General features: G+C 73.7%; 11 protein-coding genes and 1 tRNA gene. 3 read left to right on the top strand and 9 right to left on the bottom strand.

What is annotated here, in order from left to right; all coding sequences use genetic code 11:
- Positions 1–50 precede the first annotated feature (50 nt).
- The 5 genes from HH311_RS19930 to HH311_RS19910 all read right to left on the bottom strand — a co-directional run bounded on the left by HH311_RS19930 (position 51) and on the right by HH311_RS19910 (position 6,832).
- Positions 51–635 (bottom strand): hypothetical protein, encoded by a 585-nt coding sequence (locus HH311_RS19930; protein WP_169185430.1) that lies wholly within the window; start codon positions 633–635, stop codon positions 51–53.
- Positions 619–2,658, bottom strand: coding sequence for a hypothetical protein (locus HH311_RS19925; protein ID WP_169185429.1), 2,040 nt, complete (start codon positions 2,656–2,658; stop codon positions 619–621). The genes HH311_RS19930 and HH311_RS19925 overlap by 17 nt, the downstream gene beginning before the upstream one ends.
- Positions 2,655–5,489 carry an ATP-binding protein gene (locus HH311_RS19920; RefSeq protein ID WP_248292827.1) on the bottom strand — a complete coding sequence of 945 codons (2,835 nt, stop codon included), beginning with the start codon at positions 5,487–5,489 and terminating at the stop codon, positions 2,655–2,657. The genes HH311_RS19925 and HH311_RS19920 overlap by 4 nt, the downstream gene beginning before the upstream one ends.
- 283 nt (positions 5,490–5,772) lie before the next feature.
- Complete coding sequence (locus tag HH311_RS19915; protein ID WP_169185428.1) at positions 5,773–6,513, bottom strand: hypothetical protein; 741 nt, start codon at positions 6,511–6,513, stop codon at positions 5,773–5,775.
- A 4-nt stretch (positions 6,514–6,517) separates the two neighbouring features.
- Positions 6,518–6,832, bottom strand: coding sequence for a hypothetical protein (locus HH311_RS19910; protein ID WP_312030260.1), 315 nt, complete (start codon positions 6,830–6,832; stop codon positions 6,518–6,520).
- A gap of 431 nt (positions 6,833–7,263) precedes the next feature.
- On the opposite strand from HH311_RS19910, the gene HH311_RS19905 reads away from it, so the two are divergent.
- Entirely contained in the window at positions 7,264–9,918 is a 2,655-nt protein-coding gene (locus HH311_RS19905) for a heterodisulfide reductase-related iron-sulfur binding cluster (protein ID WP_312030259.1), read from the top strand.
- Positions 9,919–10,229: 311 nt separating this feature from the next.
- Complete coding sequence (dcd, locus tag HH311_RS19900; protein WP_169185427.1) at positions 10,230–10,802, top strand: dCTP deaminase; 573 nt, start codon at positions 10,230–10,232, stop codon at positions 10,800–10,802.
- Between the two features lie 3 nt (positions 10,803–10,805).
- Here dcd and HH311_RS19895 read toward each other — a convergent pair whose 3' ends face one another.
- The 3 genes from HH311_RS19895 to HH311_RS19885 form a co-directional block, all read right to left on the bottom strand.
- Entirely contained in the window at positions 10,806–11,156 is a 351-nt protein-coding gene (locus HH311_RS19895) for a nuclear transport factor 2 family protein (protein WP_169185426.1), read from the bottom strand.
- A 31-nt stretch (positions 11,157–11,187) separates the two neighbouring features.
- On the bottom strand, positions 11,188–12,903 hold the full coding sequence (locus HH311_RS33430; protein ID WP_169185425.1) for a diguanylate cyclase: 1,716 nt from the start codon (positions 12,901–12,903) through the stop codon (positions 11,188–11,190).
- A gap of 256 nt (positions 12,904–13,159) precedes the next feature.
- Positions 13,160–13,807 (bottom strand): UDP-N-acetylglucosamine 2-epimerase, encoded by a 648-nt coding sequence (locus HH311_RS19885; RefSeq protein WP_169185424.1) that lies wholly within the window; start codon positions 13,805–13,807, stop codon positions 13,160–13,162.
- Positions 13,808–14,075: 268 nt separating this feature from the next.
- On the opposite strand from HH311_RS19885, the gene HH311_RS19880 reads away from it, so the two are divergent.
- A tRNA-Gly gene (locus tag HH311_RS19880) sits at positions 14,076–14,149 on the top strand.
- 72 nt (positions 14,150–14,221) lie between these two features.
- Here the strand turns inward: HH311_RS19880 and HH311_RS19875 are convergent.
- On the bottom strand, positions 14,222–15,658 hold the full coding sequence (locus HH311_RS19875; RefSeq protein WP_169185423.1) for an FAD-binding oxidoreductase: 1,437 nt from the start codon (positions 15,656–15,658) through the stop codon (positions 14,222–14,224).
- Between the last annotated feature and the right edge of the window lie 58 nt (positions 15,659–15,716).

Genomic DNA, 15,716 nt, shown 5'->3' with positions numbered 1-15,716 from the left:
GACGGACGCTCACGGCGCGGCGGCGGGACCAGGGTGGACACGGCGCGGCCTCACGACGCCCGGTCGTACCCGGCCACGCGCCAGTCCCCGGCGCCGACCTGCACGACGAGCAGCTGGAGGGTCACCGCGTCGGTGGGCACGTCGACGCGCAGCGAGTCCGGGTGCACCTCCACGGCCCGCGGCGGCCCGGTGACCCGCGACGACGGCACGTTCGCGGGGTCCACCGACGCGAGCACCGGCAGGTACTCGTCGGTGGTGTACGGCGCGAGCCGCTGGCTCCACTGGGCGCCGGTGACGCCGGCCGGGTGGTCGGCCCAGGCGGTGGCCCAGCGCTGCGCGACGCCGAGCGCCGCCTGCGGCGCCGCGGACAGCGGCAGGTTCGCCGGCGTGAGCTCCGGCGGCGGTGACGCGGCCGCGCTGGGGACCGCGGTCACCGTCGGGACGTCGGGGACGGGCGCGAGGGCGCCCGAGGTGTGCCCGGAGCGCGACGACGCCCAGGTCCCCACATAGGCGACCCCGGCCACCACGCCGGCGAGGAGCACCAGCACGACGACGAAGCGGACCGGGGAGTGCAGCGGCCACTCCCACAGCCCGCGGTAGGCGCCCGAGCGTCCGCGCCTAGTCCGGATCGGCACGCGTCGCTCCCGGCGTCGGGGTCACGGCCGGGCCGGACGCGTCGGGCCCGGACCGCTCGACCCGGCTCTGCAGCACCCGCCCCTCGACGACGCGGCCGCCGTCCTCGACGCGGCGCGACGGCCGGTAGATGCGTTGCGACGGGGCCCCGTCCACCTCCGGGACCCGCGGCGCGGCCCGGGGCAGGGCGGGGCGGGAGGCGTCGATCTCGCGGCGGGGCACGCCGCTGCCCGACGACCCCGACGAGCCCCGCACCACCTCCGACTCGACGTGGACGGTGCGCCCGGTCCGGGCGGACCGCGCAGCCTCGTCGACCCCCGACTCCTCGGGCCGCAGCACGGTGCCGCCGCGGCGCCGGTCCACGCGCTCGCCCCACCAGGAGTCCTCGTGGGAGTCGCCGGCGCCGCGCAGCCGCCCGAACGCCCGGCCCAGCGCGCCGGTCCCGGCGGCCGGGAAGATGCCGCCGACCTGCTCGCGCGTGAGCGTGACCATCGAGGCGAGCCGGCGGAAGGGCCGCGACACCGCCCAGAGGATCACCGTGACGACGCCGGTGACGAGCAGCCCGAGCCAGGTGTCGACGCCGGAGCCGGGCCGGAAGAGCGAGATCACCAGCAGCGAGTGCAGCCCGGCCAGGGCGCCCACGAGCAGGGTGTTGACCAGCGCCGCGCCGCCGATGCGCAGCATGGCCGGGAGCACCTCGGGCTTGAGCAGCGCCACCACCGCGAGCGCGGGCGCCACCATGACGAGCAGCCGGATCATCAGCATCGACACCAGCACGAGGAGCTTGCTCATCAGCTGGAACAGCGCGATGCAGGCGGCCTGGACCAGGGCGAGCGCCCCGGCGCCGACCCGCGAGCCCGACCGGCCCTGGAAGTAGGAGTAGCGGTCGCCGACCTTGTTCGCGATGTCGGTGAACTGCTGCTTCTTGGCGTCGGCCTGGGCCTGGCCGTCCTGGCCCGTCGCGACCTCGACCTTCGTGAACGTCTGGGCCTCGAGCAGCGGCCGCCCGAGGTCGCGGGCCTGCGGCACGTCGGCCGACCCGAACTCCCCGCGCAGCCAGTTCGAGTACACGATCTGGTCGGTGAGCACCGTGGGCAGGGTGTTCTGGTCGCCGACGCCGACCTGGCGCAGGAAGCCCTGCTGCATCGCGGTGACGCCGTCGAGCAGGACGCCGTCGAGGGCGCGCGACCACTGGATCGGCGCCGCGTACGCCGCGGCGGCGAGGCCCAGCGCGAGGACCGCGACGAGCCCGCGGCGGGCCTGCTGGGAGAGGTCGCCGCGCATCGCGAGCACGAGCATGATCACGGCGAGCGCCGCCAGCGCGACCCCGACCCACGTCGTGAACACCGCCTGGTACATCGCCCGCGTGCCGGTCTGGATGACGCCGTCGAGCGGGGTGAGGAGGCTGGAGCCGCGCGCGATGAGGTAGTGCGCCCAGTTCACGCCGCCGACGATCAGCTTGGCGACGTCGAAGACCTGGTTGCCCAGCCACGTGTCGGTGGCCGCGGCGGGGTCGCGGGCGCCGCCGGGCCCGCAGCCCAGGTCGTAGGTCCACCAGACCTGCCCGGCGTAGCCGACCTGGTCGTAGACGCTGCCCGGGGTGCCGACGCCGATCGGCGAGGGGTCGAGCGAGCCGACCAGCCCGGTGCCGGGCCGGTCGGGGTCGGGCGGGGCCTTGCAGTCGAACGCCTGCGCCGACGCGGTCCCCCCGACGAGGACGAGCCCCGCCACCAGCGAGCCGACCACGAGCAGCGCCCGGGCCCGGCGGGTGCGGGGCAGGTGGAGCCGACGGGGCCGATGCGCGAGCGGCGCCGTCCTCGCACCGGACGCCAGGAATGTGCCATTGCCGCCACGCAGGACCGACCACAGGAAACGGGCGAACGGCGCCGTCCTGTCACCCGACGCGAGGAATGCGCCATTGCTGCCGTGGGGGACCCGGTCGGCGGGACGGGCCGCCGGGCTCCGCGACCCCCGCCGCCAGCCGATCACCAGCGCCGCGCCCAGGATGGCGACGACGACGATCACCCGTCGCCTCCGCCCCGTCCCGGGCCGCGGCCGACCGCGACGCCGTCGTCGCCGGGCCCCTGCTCGGTGTCCCCGACGACGCCCTGCTCCCGCACCGGCGCCGGGCGCGCGTCGTCGTCGGGCTCGCGGGCCGCCGGCGCGGTGCGCGGCACCGTGGTCGCCAGGTGGGCGCGCCGGGCGTCGGGGTTGGTGTCCAGCGCCTGGCGGAGGTGCTCCAGGTGCGGGCCCTCGAGGTCGACCCGGATCTTCTCGACGCCGCCGTGGCCGTCGGAGAAGACGAACTGGCGCGGGGTGTCGTCGGGGCTGTCGTCGTGCTCGCCCGCCGAGCGGGAGGCGGTCGGGCGCGGGGACAGCGTCCCGAGCATCTCCTCGTAGCCGACGTCGGTGGGCACCCGCAGCAGCCGCAGCGCCTCGGCCTGGGCCTCGGCGTCGTCGGTGCGCCCGACGAAGACCGCGTCGACCAGGGAGGCGAAGCCCGGCACCCGCAGCAGGTCGCCGGCGAGCTGGGAGGCGAACAGGGCCCGGACGTTGAACTTCCGGGAGTCGCGGGCGAGCCGGTCGATCAGCACCTTGCCGGTGGGGATCTGGGACAGGAAGTGGGTCTCGTCGAGCGCGACGCCCTTCCGCAGGTCCCGGTCGGCGGTGTAGACGGTCCGCTGGGTCAGCCAGGACGCGAGGTTGAGCAGCTCGACGGCCAGCGACTCGCCGTCGGTCCACTCCTCGCGCGGGCTGCCGGGCCGGGGCAGCGACATCCCCTGCATCGTCAGGACCGTGAGCCGGTAGTCCTCCTCGTCGAGGATCGACGGGTCGCCGACCGGGCTGTCGTCCGGCCCCCGCGGGTCGGCCGGGTCGGGCGTGTGCTCGGGGAAGAGCAGCGCGGCCTGGGGCAGCTCGCGGCGCTCCTCGAGGAAGTCGGCGACGACGTCGGCGTGCTCCTCGCCCTCGCGGGCGTGCCGGCGTAGCGTCGCGATCACCTGGCCCGGGTCGCGGTGCTGGGCGCCGCCGACCTCGCGGACCGCACGGAGCAGCACGATCCGGGTGTGGGGCAGGCGCGCCACGTCGTAGGGCAGCAGCCCGGTGAGCACGTCGAGGACGAGACGACGGCGGGTCGCGGCGGCGAGCGAGCGCTCGCGGCGCCAGGCCTTCTCCGGGTCGGGCTCGTCGAGGAAGTGGTCGCGCCGCGGCTCGGCGACCACCCGGTACGGGTTGAGGATGCCGGGGTCGGCGCCGAGCAGGTGGATGTGGCGCGAGAACGGCGCGAGCTCGGGGAGGCGGGTGAGCTCGGCGAGCGGGCCGGAGGGGTCGAGGACCGTCCAGCGCGCCCCGGCCCGCAGCGTCTTGTAGACCATCAGGCCGGTGAGGAAGGACTTCCCGGAGCCCAGCCCGCCGACCACCGCGGTGAGCCCCGACGCCCGCCGGACCTCCTGCGCCATCCACGGGTCCCAGGCGACCGGGCGGCGGGTCGCGGTGCAGGTCTCGCCGAGCAGCACCCCGCGGCGGTCGCCGACGCTCGCCGACGCGGCGGGCACCCCGGCGGCCACCCAGGTCACCGACCCCCGGCGCCGGTAGGCCGTCGAGGCCAGCGGCTCGCCCGGGATGAACTCCCGCGCGTAGGCGTACTGGGCCTCCGGGTGCTCCAGGGCCACCCGCGGGCGGTAGAGGTCGAGCACCTGCTGGGCCCGGGTGAGCGCCTCGGACTCGTCGCGGCCGGACACCGCGACCCGCCACCAGCCGTAGACGCGGGTGTTGAGGTGGGTCAGGCCGCCGGAGAGCTCGTCCTCGATCTGCAGCACGCGGTCGGCCTGCCGCTCGAGCGACATCGGCGGGTCGAGGTCGTGGTCGTGGGTGTAGTGCCGGATCTGGCTGCGGACCTTGCCCATCTGGCGCTGCAGCTCCCCGGTGACCTCCTCGGGGCGGCGCACGTAGATGCGCGCCGACCACTCGACGGGGAACGGGAGGCGGTCGCTGCGCTGCATCCACGGGTCGTCGGCCTCGGGGATGCGCAGCGAGTCCATCAGCCCGACCGAGAGCACCGCGACGTGCCGCGACACCGGCTGCAGGCCGTGCCGGCCCTGGACGGTGACCGTGGGCGCGTAGGGCTCCTGGTACATCGCGACGCCGTCGGTGAACGCGGCGAGGTCCTCGCTCTCCCACGCGACGCCGGCCTCGGCGTGCACCGAGCGCGGCGCCGGGAGTCCGAGCGCGCAGGAGCGGTGCATCAGCCAGGCCATGTCCTCGGCGGTGCACGGCACCCCGTCGAGCCCGGGCCCGGCGACGAGCGCGTCGACGTGCGCGATCTCGGTCTCGAGCGCGGTGAGCTCGGCGTTCGCGGCGGAGGGCAGGACCCGGTGCAGCAGCGGGGAGGCGGACTCCAGCCAGCGGTCGACCACCGACCGGCCGGACACCTCGACACCGAGGAAGACCTCCTTGTCGGCCATCGACAGGCCCATGAGGTGGTGCTGCTCGCCGGTGAGGAAGTCCTCCCAGCCGAGTGCGCCCCCGACGTCGGGCAGGCGTCCCGGGGAGTTGCGGTCGAACGCCTCGGCCCAGCGGGCGACCGGGAACGGCCGCGTGGTGACGCGCAGGTGGCACCAGCGGCCCTGCAGCTCACCGAGCTGGTTGGCGATACGGCGGATCAGCGCCTCGCGCTGCGAGTCCGACCGGAAGCTCCACGGCTGCGGGGCCAGGCGGTACCAGGCGGTGACCGTCGACCCGGTGCGGGCGATGTTGCCGTCGATCGAGCGCAGGGCGATGGACGAGCGGTAGGACGGGGCGGCCGAGCCGCCGGCGAGCGCCCTGCCCCGGCGACGCCGTCCCGGGCCGGTGCGCAGGCCTCCGGGCCGCGGGTCGTCGTCCTCGCCCGCGTCCCGGTCGTCGGGTCGCGATGGTTCCGCGGCGTCGCCGAAGGCGTCCAGCAGGTCGTCGTCGGCCCCGGGCACGTCGTCGGGCTCCGGGCGGTCGACGGGGACGATGTCGGCCGGCCGGGACGCACCCCATCCCGGGTACGACCCCCAGCCGGGCTCCGCGCCGGGCCGCTCGGCCTCGGCGTCGGGCGCCTCGGGCCAGGGCGTGGACCGGGACGAGCGCCGCCGGCCGCTGCCGGGGTCGCCGGTCTCAGGACCGCGCCGGCGCAGCACCGTCGCCCTCCTCGTCGCGTCGCTGGGGCGCGTCGGCCGTCGTCGCGCTCGGGCCGTAGCGGCGGGGACCGGAGGCGGGGCGGGAGCGGGGCGGACGGGTCCGGGCGGTCCCCGGGCGGTCCGCGCGACGCGCGGGCACGTGCAGGACGCCGCCGTCGTCGTCGGGCGGGGGTGCGGCGGCGGCCGTGCGCGGCGGCGGGGCAGGGGACGGCCCGCCGCCGCGGGTGGTCCACGAGCGGCGGTTCCGGCGCCGGGGGCGCGGCGTCTCCGGGGCGTCCGTGGTGGTGGTGCGGCCGCGGGGCCCGGGCACCGCCAGGGCGCTGTGGGGGTCGGGGTGCCCGGCCGGCAGGGCACGGCGGGGACGGGCGGCCTCGATCGCCACGTGCCCGGTCCCGACGCGGCTGCCCTCGCCCCGGGTGCGCCGGCGCGGTCCGCGCAGCTCGTGGACGAACAGGGTGAGCCACTCGAGCAACGGGCGGTCCTCGTCGATGCGCTTGGCGACGAAGCGGACCACGACCACCGTGATGAGCAGCGCCCAGGCCACCGAGAAGAAGCCGATCGGGATGCCGAGCCGCCGCTGGAAGAACATCACGACGACCATGACGATCAGCCCGACGCCGTAGCTGGAGTAGCGGGCCCGCCAGGGGAACGTCGCGCGGGGCGGGCCGAGCCAGACGGCGTCGACCCGGTACACGTCGTCGTCGGTGCGGATCTGCACCGCGTCACCCCGTGATCAACTGGGCCAGGAACTGGCCGACCGCCGGGCCCTGCCCCGAGACGGCGATGCCGAGGGCGACCAGGCCGACCAGGAGTCCGACACCGCGGCGGGCGACGCCGGCGTTGTCACCGCGCCCGCCGATCCACAGCATGATGACGGCGATGCCGAGCAGGATCAGCGGGACGATGTTGTCGCGGATCCAGCCCTGCAGACCGTTGGTCCCGAGCCCCTGTGCCACCACGGCCGAGCCGAGCGCGTGCAGGTCGGTGAGGGGGACGCCCGCGCCGACCACCTGCGCACCGAGGGTCGTGACGGTCATGGCGGTGGTCCTCCCCGGACGTTCGATGGCACTGTCCTCGGCCGGTCTCGACCGGTCGAGTAAACACGTCGGTCGCCGGACCTGACCACCCCCCGTCGTCGCGGGGTGCGACCGGACGCCACACGGTGGGTCACCGTGTGACCGGGGGGCGGACGTGATCCCCGGCGACCGCGCCTCATCGTGGCCCGAACCCGGGCCGTGTGGGGGGACGCGCGCCCGGACGCTCCCCCCGACGTCGTCCCGCGATCACCACAGAGTGAGCGCGTGTGGCTACCGGGGGTCGTGGGCGGTCGATCTCCCCGGCCCGGGTTACTGGTGAGTAGATTCTCACGGCTCTCGTCGGGACGCGGTCAGGACCAGCCGTTACAGTGCGCCGAACGACGGTTGTCGACCCGTGCCGCCCGGGCAGGGGTCCACTGGGAGGTCGAACTGTGCTCGTCCGATTGATCCTGGGCCTCGCGCTCACGGTCGCCGTGGGGGCTGTCGCCGCCCGGCGGGCGTGGTGGCTCTTCACCCTCATCCGCTCGGGGCAGCCCGACGCGAAGCGCGCGGAGGGCCTCGGAGCCCGCGTGCGTGCCCAGTTCGTCGAGGTCTTCGGGCAGCGCAAGCTGCTGCGCTGGTCCGTCCCGGGGCTCGCCCACCTCTTCACGATGTGGGGCTTCATCATCCTGCTGACGGTCTACATCGAGGCCTACGGCGCGCTGTTCGTGGACGACTTCGCGATCCCCGGCTTCGGGCACTCCCCGATCCTGGGCTTCCTGCAGGACTTCATCGCGGTGATGGTCCTGCTCTCGATCATCACCTTCGCGATCATGCGCGTCCGCCAGGATCCGGAGCGCAAGCAGCGGTCCTCGCGCTTCTACGGCTCGCACACCAGCGGCGCGTGGATCGTGCTCTTCCTCATCTTCAACGTCGTCTGGACGCTGTTCGTCTTCCGCGGCATCGAGTCGGCGGCCGGCAACCTGCCCTACACCTCGGGCGCCTGGGTCTCCATCGCGGTCGGCCAGCTGTTCACCGGGCTCTCCCCCTCGACGCTGTTCGTCCTCGAGACGATCATGGTGCTGCTGCACATCGGCGTCGCGCTAGTGTTCCTCGTCCAGGTGCTCTACTCGAAGCACCTGCACATCTTCATCGCGCCGATCAACGTCGCCGCCAAGCGCCTGCCCAAGGCCCTCGGCCCGCTGCAGCCCCTCGAGTACGACGGCAAGCCGATCGACTTCGAGGACCCGCCCGAGGAGGCCTCGTTCGGGCGCGGCAAGATCGAGGACTTCACGTGGAAGGGCATGCTCGACTTCGAGACGTGCACCGAGTGCGGTCGCTGCCAGTCGCAGTGCCCCGCGTGGAACACCGGGAAGCCGCTCTCGCCGAAGCTGCTGATCATGGACCTGCGCGACCACATGCTCGCGAAGGCGCCGTACATGATCGGCGGCAGGGACATGCCCGACGCCGGGGCCATCGACTGGGACGCGGGCCTCGCGAAGAACGAGCACGGCGGGCACGGCGTCCCCGAGTCGGGCTACGAGCGCCACACCGGCACCGACGACATCCAGGCGGCGCGCCCGCTCGTGGGCACCGCCCAGCAGCTCGGCGTCATCGACCCCGACGTGCTGTGGTCCTGCACCACCTGCGGTGCCTGCGTCGAGCAGTGCCCCGTCGACATCGAGCACGTCGACCACATCGTCGACATGCGCCGCAACCAGGTCATGATCGAGTCGGAGTTCCCGGGTGAGCTCGGGGTCCTCTTCCGCAACCTGGAGAACAAGGGCAACCCCTGGGGCCAGAACAACTCCTCGCGCATGGACTGGGCGAAGGACCTGCCCTTCGAGGTGCCCGAGTTCGACGGCGAGCTGCGTCCCGAGACCGAGTACCTCTTCTTCGTCGGCTGCGCCGGCGCGTTCGACGACAACGCGAAGAAGACGGTGCGCGCCACGGCCGAGCTGCTGCACATCGCGGGCGTCGACTACGTCGTGCTCGGCAAGGAGGAGAGCTGCACCGGTGACCCGGCGCGGCGCTCGGGAAACGAGTTCCTCTTCCAGATGATGGCCATGCAGACCAAGGAGATGCTCGACGGCGTCTTCGAGGGCCGCGAGCCCGGGACGCGCAAGATCGTCACCACCTGCCCGCACTGCATGAACACCCTCGGCCGCGAGTACCCGCAGCTCGACGGCCACTACGAGGTCGTCCACCACACCCAGCTGCTCAACCAGCTGGTCCGCGAGAAGAAGCTCGTGCCGGTCGCGCCGGAGTCCTCGCCGGTGCCCACCGCGAAGCTGGACATCAACCCGGCGACCAACCTGCAGTACCACGGGCCGCAGAACGACGGCACCGAGCGCGGGCTGGTCAAGGCCAACGGCCACAGCACCGGGACGCACCCGGAGGACCAGGCCGCGCCGGCCGCCGTCGCCCTGGCGGAGAAGGACGGGGCCTCGTCGAACGGGTCCTCGAACGGGCACGGCGGGTCCGCCGTCAAGACGGTGACCTACCACGACCCGTGCTACCTCGGCCGCCACAACGAGGTCTACACCCCGCCGCGCGAGCTGGTGGAGGCCGCCGGTGCGGTGCTCAAGGAGATGCCACGTCACGCGGACCGGGCGCTGTGCTGCGGCGCCGGTGGTGCGCGGATGTGGATGGAGGAGAACATCGGCAAGCGCATCAACATGGAGCGCGTCGACGAGGCCCTCTCCACCGAGCCGGACACGATCGCGACTGGCTGCCCCTTCTGCCGCGTCATGCTCACCGACGGGCTGACCGAGCGGCAGAGCGAGTCCAAGGCCGTCGGGACCGAGGTCATGGACGTCTCGCAGATGCTGCTGGCCGCGGTGAAGCGGGGCTCGTCGTCCGCGCCGGCCGCCGGGGTGGAGGCCGAGACGGTGGCGGTGTCGTCGGTCGACGCCGAGACCACCGCGGTGTCCTCCGTGGACGCCGAGACGACCGCGGTCTCGTCCGTCGACGCCGAGACCACCGCGGTCTCGTCGGTCGACGCCGACACCGAGGCGGTCGCGCCGGAGGCGGAGACCGACGGGCCCGGTGACTCCGACCCGTCGACCACCGCGACGTCGGCGAACGTGAAGAACCCGGGCGAGTAGTCCCGGGCCGGTCCTGAGCGAAGGGCCCCTTCGGTCGATCTAGTCGACCGGAGGGGCCCTTCGCTCGTTCGGGCACCGGAACGCGGAATGAGCGAGGGGTACGTCAGGCAGATTCCGAGGCCCGGCGCCCTGTGCCCTGTGCCCCTCACCCGCGGCAGCAGCGCTCAGCCGGCGCCGACCCGACCCAGATGCCCGGCCCCCGGCGCCCTGCGCCCTGTGCCCCTCACCCGCGGCAGCAGCGCTCCGTCGACGCCGACCCGACCCAGATGCCCGGCCCCCGGCGTGTCGCGTTGCGCCGATAGGGTCCCAGGGTGCTGCTCTCCGACCGCGACATCCGCGCCGAGATCGCCGCCGGACGCGTCGCGCTCGACCCGTACGACGAGACGCTGCTGCAGCCCTCGAGCGTGGACCTGCGGCTGGACCGGCACTTCCGCACGTTCAACAACCACGCCTACACGCACATCGACCCGGCGCTGCAGCAGGACGATCTGACTCGGATGGTCGAGCCGCCGGAGGACGAGGCGTTCGTCCTGCACCCGGGCGAGTTCGTCCTCGGGTCGACCTACGAGGTCATCACGCTGCCGGACGACGTCGCCGGGCGCCTCGAGGGAAAGAGCAGTCTCGGCCGGCTGGGCCTGCTGACCCACTCCACGGCCGGGTTCATCGACCCCGGGTTCTCCGGCCACGTGACGCTCGAGCTCTCGAACGTCGCGAACCTGCCGATCCGGTTGTGGCCGGGGATGAAGGTCGGGCAGCTGTGCCTGTTCCGGTTGTCGTCGCCGTCCGAGCACCCCTACGGCTCGCCGGTGTACGGGTCGCGCTACCAGGACCAGCGGGGCCCGACGCCGTCGCGGTCGTACGTCAACTTCCGGCGGGGCCTGTAGCCGCTAGAGCAGCAGCGTGTAGAGCCGGACGATCAGCCCGTCGCGGACCAGCGCGATGTCGGCGCCGCGGGCGACGGGCGGCTTCCCCGCCGGGCCGAACTCCCAGGCCAGGTGACCGAGGTCGTCCACGACGTGCACCGACCCGCCGGGCGTGAACACGAAGTCCGGCGACGAGTCGAGCAGCCCCTGGGCCTTCGCGTCGAGCGCGTCGTGCCCGGTGACCGTCTCCTCGGGGTCGGAGAAGACGACGTCCGGCGCGTAGGTCCGCGCGATCGCCGCCTTCCGCGCCACCGGGTCCCGCTCGCCGAAGACCTCGAGCAGGTTCGCGTGCATGAGCTCGTCGATCGACGCCAACGATCCTCCCTCGTCGGGACGGCGGGAACGGTCAGCCGACCAGCTGACCCGCGCGGTGGACGCGGTTGCGGCCCGAGTTCTTCGCGGAGTACAGCGCGCGGTCGGCCTCGGAGACGAGCGCCTCGCCGTCGCCGGCGTGCTCGGGCAGCGTCGCGATGCCGAAGGACGCGGTCACCAGCTGGCGCCCGCCGCGCTTGAAGTCGGCCTCGACCCGCTCCCGGAGGCGCTCGGCGAGCGCGGCGGCGTCGTCGGGACCGCCCTCGGTGATGAGGATGGCGAACTCCTCGCCACCGTAGCGGTAGGCCGTCTCGCCGTCGCGCATCGACGCGCGCAGCGTGCTCGCGACCTCCTGGAGGACGACGTCGCCCTGCTGGTGGCCGTAGCGGTCGTTCAGCTCCTTGAAGTGGTCGAGGTCGAGCATGATCACCGACATCGGGTGACCGTGGCGCTTGGCGTTGGCGACGGCGGTGTCGAGGTCGGCCCCGAGCCGGCGGCGGTTCGCGAGCTGGGTGAGCGGGTCGAACTGGGAGAGCCGTTCGGTCGCCGCGTGCAGCCGGCTCGCCTCGATGGCCGACCCGGCGAGCGTCGCCAGCATCTCGACGGCGGACAGGGCCTGGCCGTCGACCTCGCCCTCGACCCCGTCGAAGCACTCGAGGACCCCGATGACGCGGGCACCGACGACGAGCGGGACGGCGACCGCGGGCTCGTCGTCGGTGTCGGGGTCGCCGCGGGAGATCTGGCCGTAGCGCGCGGACCGCCCGACGACGCCGACCCCGAGGTTGCAGTGCGACTCCAGCGGCGGCACGGCGCCCCGCTCGGAGTCGTAGGCCAGCTCGAGACCGCCGCCGTCCTCGTCGAGCAGCCAGAGCAGCACCCGGCCGTCGGTGACCGCCACGGCCGCCTGCACCGTCGAGTCGACCACGTAGCGGGTGTTGAGCGATCCCGCGATCTCGCGGGTCATGATCAGGATGGTGCGCAGGCGGTCGGTCTGGGCCTGGAGCCGCTCGGCCTGGGCGGTGGTCTCCTCGTGCTGGTGGCGCAGGGCCACCGTCATGTCGGCCAGGCCGTCACGCAGGGCGACGAGCTCGGCCGAGCCCGCCACGGGTTCGGGTGGGTGCAGCCGCCCCTCGGAGATCCCCCGCACCGACGCGAGGAGGCCGTCGACGGGGGCCACGACGTGTCGTTCCAGACGCCGCCGGCCACGCAGAGCGACACCGAGGGTCACGAGCCCGACGAGCACGAGGAGCACCCCGACGCCCCACTGCGCGATCGTGGACGAGCGCTGGTTGGCGTCGATGGCCGCGAGCGTCGCGGCGCGGGTGTCCTCCTTGCGGCCCTGGTAGCTGTCGAACAGCGCCTTGCCCTGCAGCAGGAAGGCCTCCGTGCCGCCCGGTGGCGGGACCTGGCGCGCGGAGTCGGCCCACTCCGTGCGCCACCGCTGCTGGGCCAGGAGCAGCTGCAGCACGCTCTGGCGCAGGGCCGGCTCCTCGAGGAGGTTCACCATCTGCGTGTCGGCCTGGGCCAGCGCGGGGCTGGTCTTCGTGGCCTCGTCGGCGAAGAAGCGGTCCCCCGTCGCGAGGAAGCCGCGCAGCGAGGAATCCATCTCGAGCATCGCCTGGTGGGAGTCCTCGACGGCGAGCAGGCCGGCCTGCAGCCGGTCGTCCGCGGGCTGGGTGACCGCCGCGCTCCAGAGCACCCGGAAGACGACGAGCAGGACGATGACCAGGGCCGCGACGGAGATGGTCACCCCGAGACGCTGGACCTCGGTGATCAACCTCGGTGCCCGTCTCACCCGCCCACGCCCCTCCGAGGGTCGAAACCCCACCCGCCGTTCCGGACGGATGTCCGGAACCCTCCCCCTGCACATCACCACTCGGTGGCATGACGTTAGCCGTTTCGGGGAACAGGGCACAGGTTCTTTGTGCGCGAGCTGAGACCGTTCTGCCCGAACGGCACTCGTGAGGGGTGAGCAGTAGGCCGAACGGCCTACAAAAGGCTGACGATCAGGCCGTCATCGACGAGCGCGGTCCCCGCCCCGACGGCATCCGGACGACCGTGGGATCGGCCGCCCGGTGGCGGCTGGGCTGCGGGGGCGCGAGGCGGCGGTGCACCAGCAGGTCGATCTCGGTCGGGTAGGGCACGCCTCCCGACGGCGAGGTCTGCCACGCGGCCAGCTCGGCGACCGCGGCCTGGGTGGCGGCGCGCTCCGAGCTCTCCTGCTCGGCCGTCAGGTGGACCAGCGGGACGCGGAGCCGCACCGCGCTGCGGGCCGCGGCGAGCGCCGCCTCGGTGCCGCCGCGGACGACGACGCCGCCCGGGGGCTCCTCGGCCAGGAGGGCATCCAGGCGCACGACCATGCGCGCGGCCTCCTCCGCCCAGGTGTCGCACGGACCGTCGAGCAGCAGGAGCCGGCCGGCGGGGGCGCCGAGGTCGTCGAGCGCCTCGTCCACCGCGAGGGGGTCCGGTCCGGTGGCGACGAGGACCGGCTGGGCCGGCCCGTCCGTCTCCTCCTCGCCGCCGACGTGCGTGGGTCGCCCGAGCGGCGCGAGCGCCGCGGCGTCCTCGGCGGTGGCGACGACCACCAGGAGATCGGGCACGACCGCCGACGTCCCGTCGACAGTTCCCCCGACCGCGTGCTCACGCAGGGTCATGATTCACCTACCTCGGCGCTTGTCCTCGTCCTCCCACGGGACCAGCACACACCAGATCGTCTCCGCGGGACAGGCGATTGCTCCAGGATTACCGCTTGGGCGCAATCGGTTGAACGCAGCGTCACCGCTGCTACCGCGATCCCGGCGAGACCATGGCGTGATCCGAGTGAGTTACACCGATGTCATTGCGATGCGCGGTCCGCCCGCGAGGACGCGCAGGGGGTGGCGAGGGCGCCCGGCGGGTCCGTGTATCGTGAACGCGCAGCAGGCGAGTGTAGTTCAATGGTAGAACATCAGCTTCCCAAGCTGAGAACGCGGGTTCGATTCCCGTCACTCGCTCCAGGCACGTCCTCCCAGCTCAACGGCCCGCCGTCCGGTCATCCGGAGGCGGGCCGTCGTCGTTGGCGACCCCGCTCAGGGACGGGGCAGCACGTTGTTGTTGAGCCGGAAGAAGTTGTCCGGGTCGTAGACGGCCTTGATTCCCGCCAACCGTCGCAGGTTGCGCCCGAAGGCGGAGTCCACGCCGGCCTCGAGCGGCTCCTCCGACCGGCCCGTGAAGTTGAGGAACGGCGTGCCGTTGCCCCAGCGCGTCATCTCCTGCCACGCCGACCGGGTCCAGGCGATCGCGGCGGCGTCGTCGGACGCGTCGCCCCACATGCTGTCGAAGGACACCATCCACGGCGACGAGCGCTCGGCGAACGCCGCATCCTCCGGGCCGACGTCGTGCACCGCGCCGCCCAGGTGGAACGTGTTCACCAGGCTCATCGGTCCCGGCCGGTCCGCGGCGCGGGCCGCGAGCGCGTCGATCGCCTCGTCGGGCAGCTCGTCGAGGTACTGGGACTTCCAGTAGGCGCGCAGCGTCTGGCGGGGGAAGAAGGGGTCGAAGGCGGACTGCACCGCGGTGTAGGGCATGGGCTGGGACATGTCGAAGAGCGGTGAGCCCAGCTCCCGCAGCGGCTGCAGCGTCGCCATGCCCTCGTCGACGTCCCCGCAGTGGACCGCACCGACGATGGCGACGGGCCGGTCGTGGATCACCTCGGGCATCCCCGGAGCGGCCGGGAAGGTCATCGACACGATGAAGGAGGTGACCTCTCGGGGCGCGTCCAGGGCGTAGTCGCGCCACGCCCGCTCGATCCGAGCCATCTCCTCGAGGGGGTAGAGGGTTCCGACGAAGGCGACCGTCGGCCCGACGGGGTGCAGCCGGAAGGTGAAGGAGGTGACGACGCCGAAGTTCCCGCCGCCGCCCCGGAGCGCCCACAGCAGGTCGGGGTGCTGGTCGGCCGAGGCCGTCACCACCCGCCCGTCGGCCGTGACCACCTGGGCCTCGACGAGGTTGTCGCAGGCCAGGCCGTACATCGCGTTGAGGTTGCCGTACCCGCCGCCGAGCGTGAGCCCCGCGACGCCGGTCTCGGAGACCCGGCCGAGCGGCGTGGCGAGCCCGAAGGCCTGCGTCTCGCGGTCGACGTCCCCGAGCAGGGCGCCGCCCTGGACGTGGGCCAGCCGGCGCTCGGGGTCCACCTGCACGCCGCGCATCAGCGACAGGTCGATGAGCATGCCCTCGCCCACCGACGACAGGCCCGCGACCGAGTGCCCGCCGCCGCGGACACCGACCAGCAGGCCGTGCTCGCGGGCGAAGCCGACCGCGTCCACGACGTCGGCGGTCCCGGTGCACCGGGTGGAGATCGAGGGCCGCTCGGGGTGCATGGCGTTCCAGGCGACACGCGGCTCCGTGGCGGTGTCCACGCCCTCGGGAGCCACCACCGCACCCCGGAGGTGCTCCCGCAGCTCCTGCAGGGCGTCCTCCCCGAGCAGCTCCCGGGAACCGTCGGGCTTGATCGCCGTCACCGTCATGGCCCGTCACCTCTCCTCGCGCCGACCCGGCGGCTTGTCGCCGGATCCGGCCACCAGG

This window comes from Actinomycetospora sp. TBRC 11914, from assembly GCF_012933465.1.
Taxonomy (GTDB): domain Bacteria; phylum Actinomycetota; class Actinomycetes; order Mycobacteriales; family Pseudonocardiaceae; genus Actinomycetospora.
The sequence above is the reverse complement of the archived record's forward strand: the minus strand, read 5'-3'. Positions and strand labels throughout refer to the sequence as shown.

Coding starts and splice junctions, on each gene's coding strand:
- HH311_RS19910 (WP_312030260.1), bottom strand. CDS start 6,832: ATGACCGTCACGACCCTCGGTGCGCAGGTGGTCGGCGCGGGCGTCCCC.
- HH311_RS19875 (WP_169185423.1), bottom strand. CDS start 15,658: ATGACGGTGACGGCGATCAAGCCCGACGGTTCCCGGGAGCTGCTCGGG.
- HH311_RS19885 (WP_169185424.1), bottom strand. CDS start 13,807: ATGACCCTGCGTGAGCACGCGGTCGGGGGAACTGTCGACGGGACGTCG.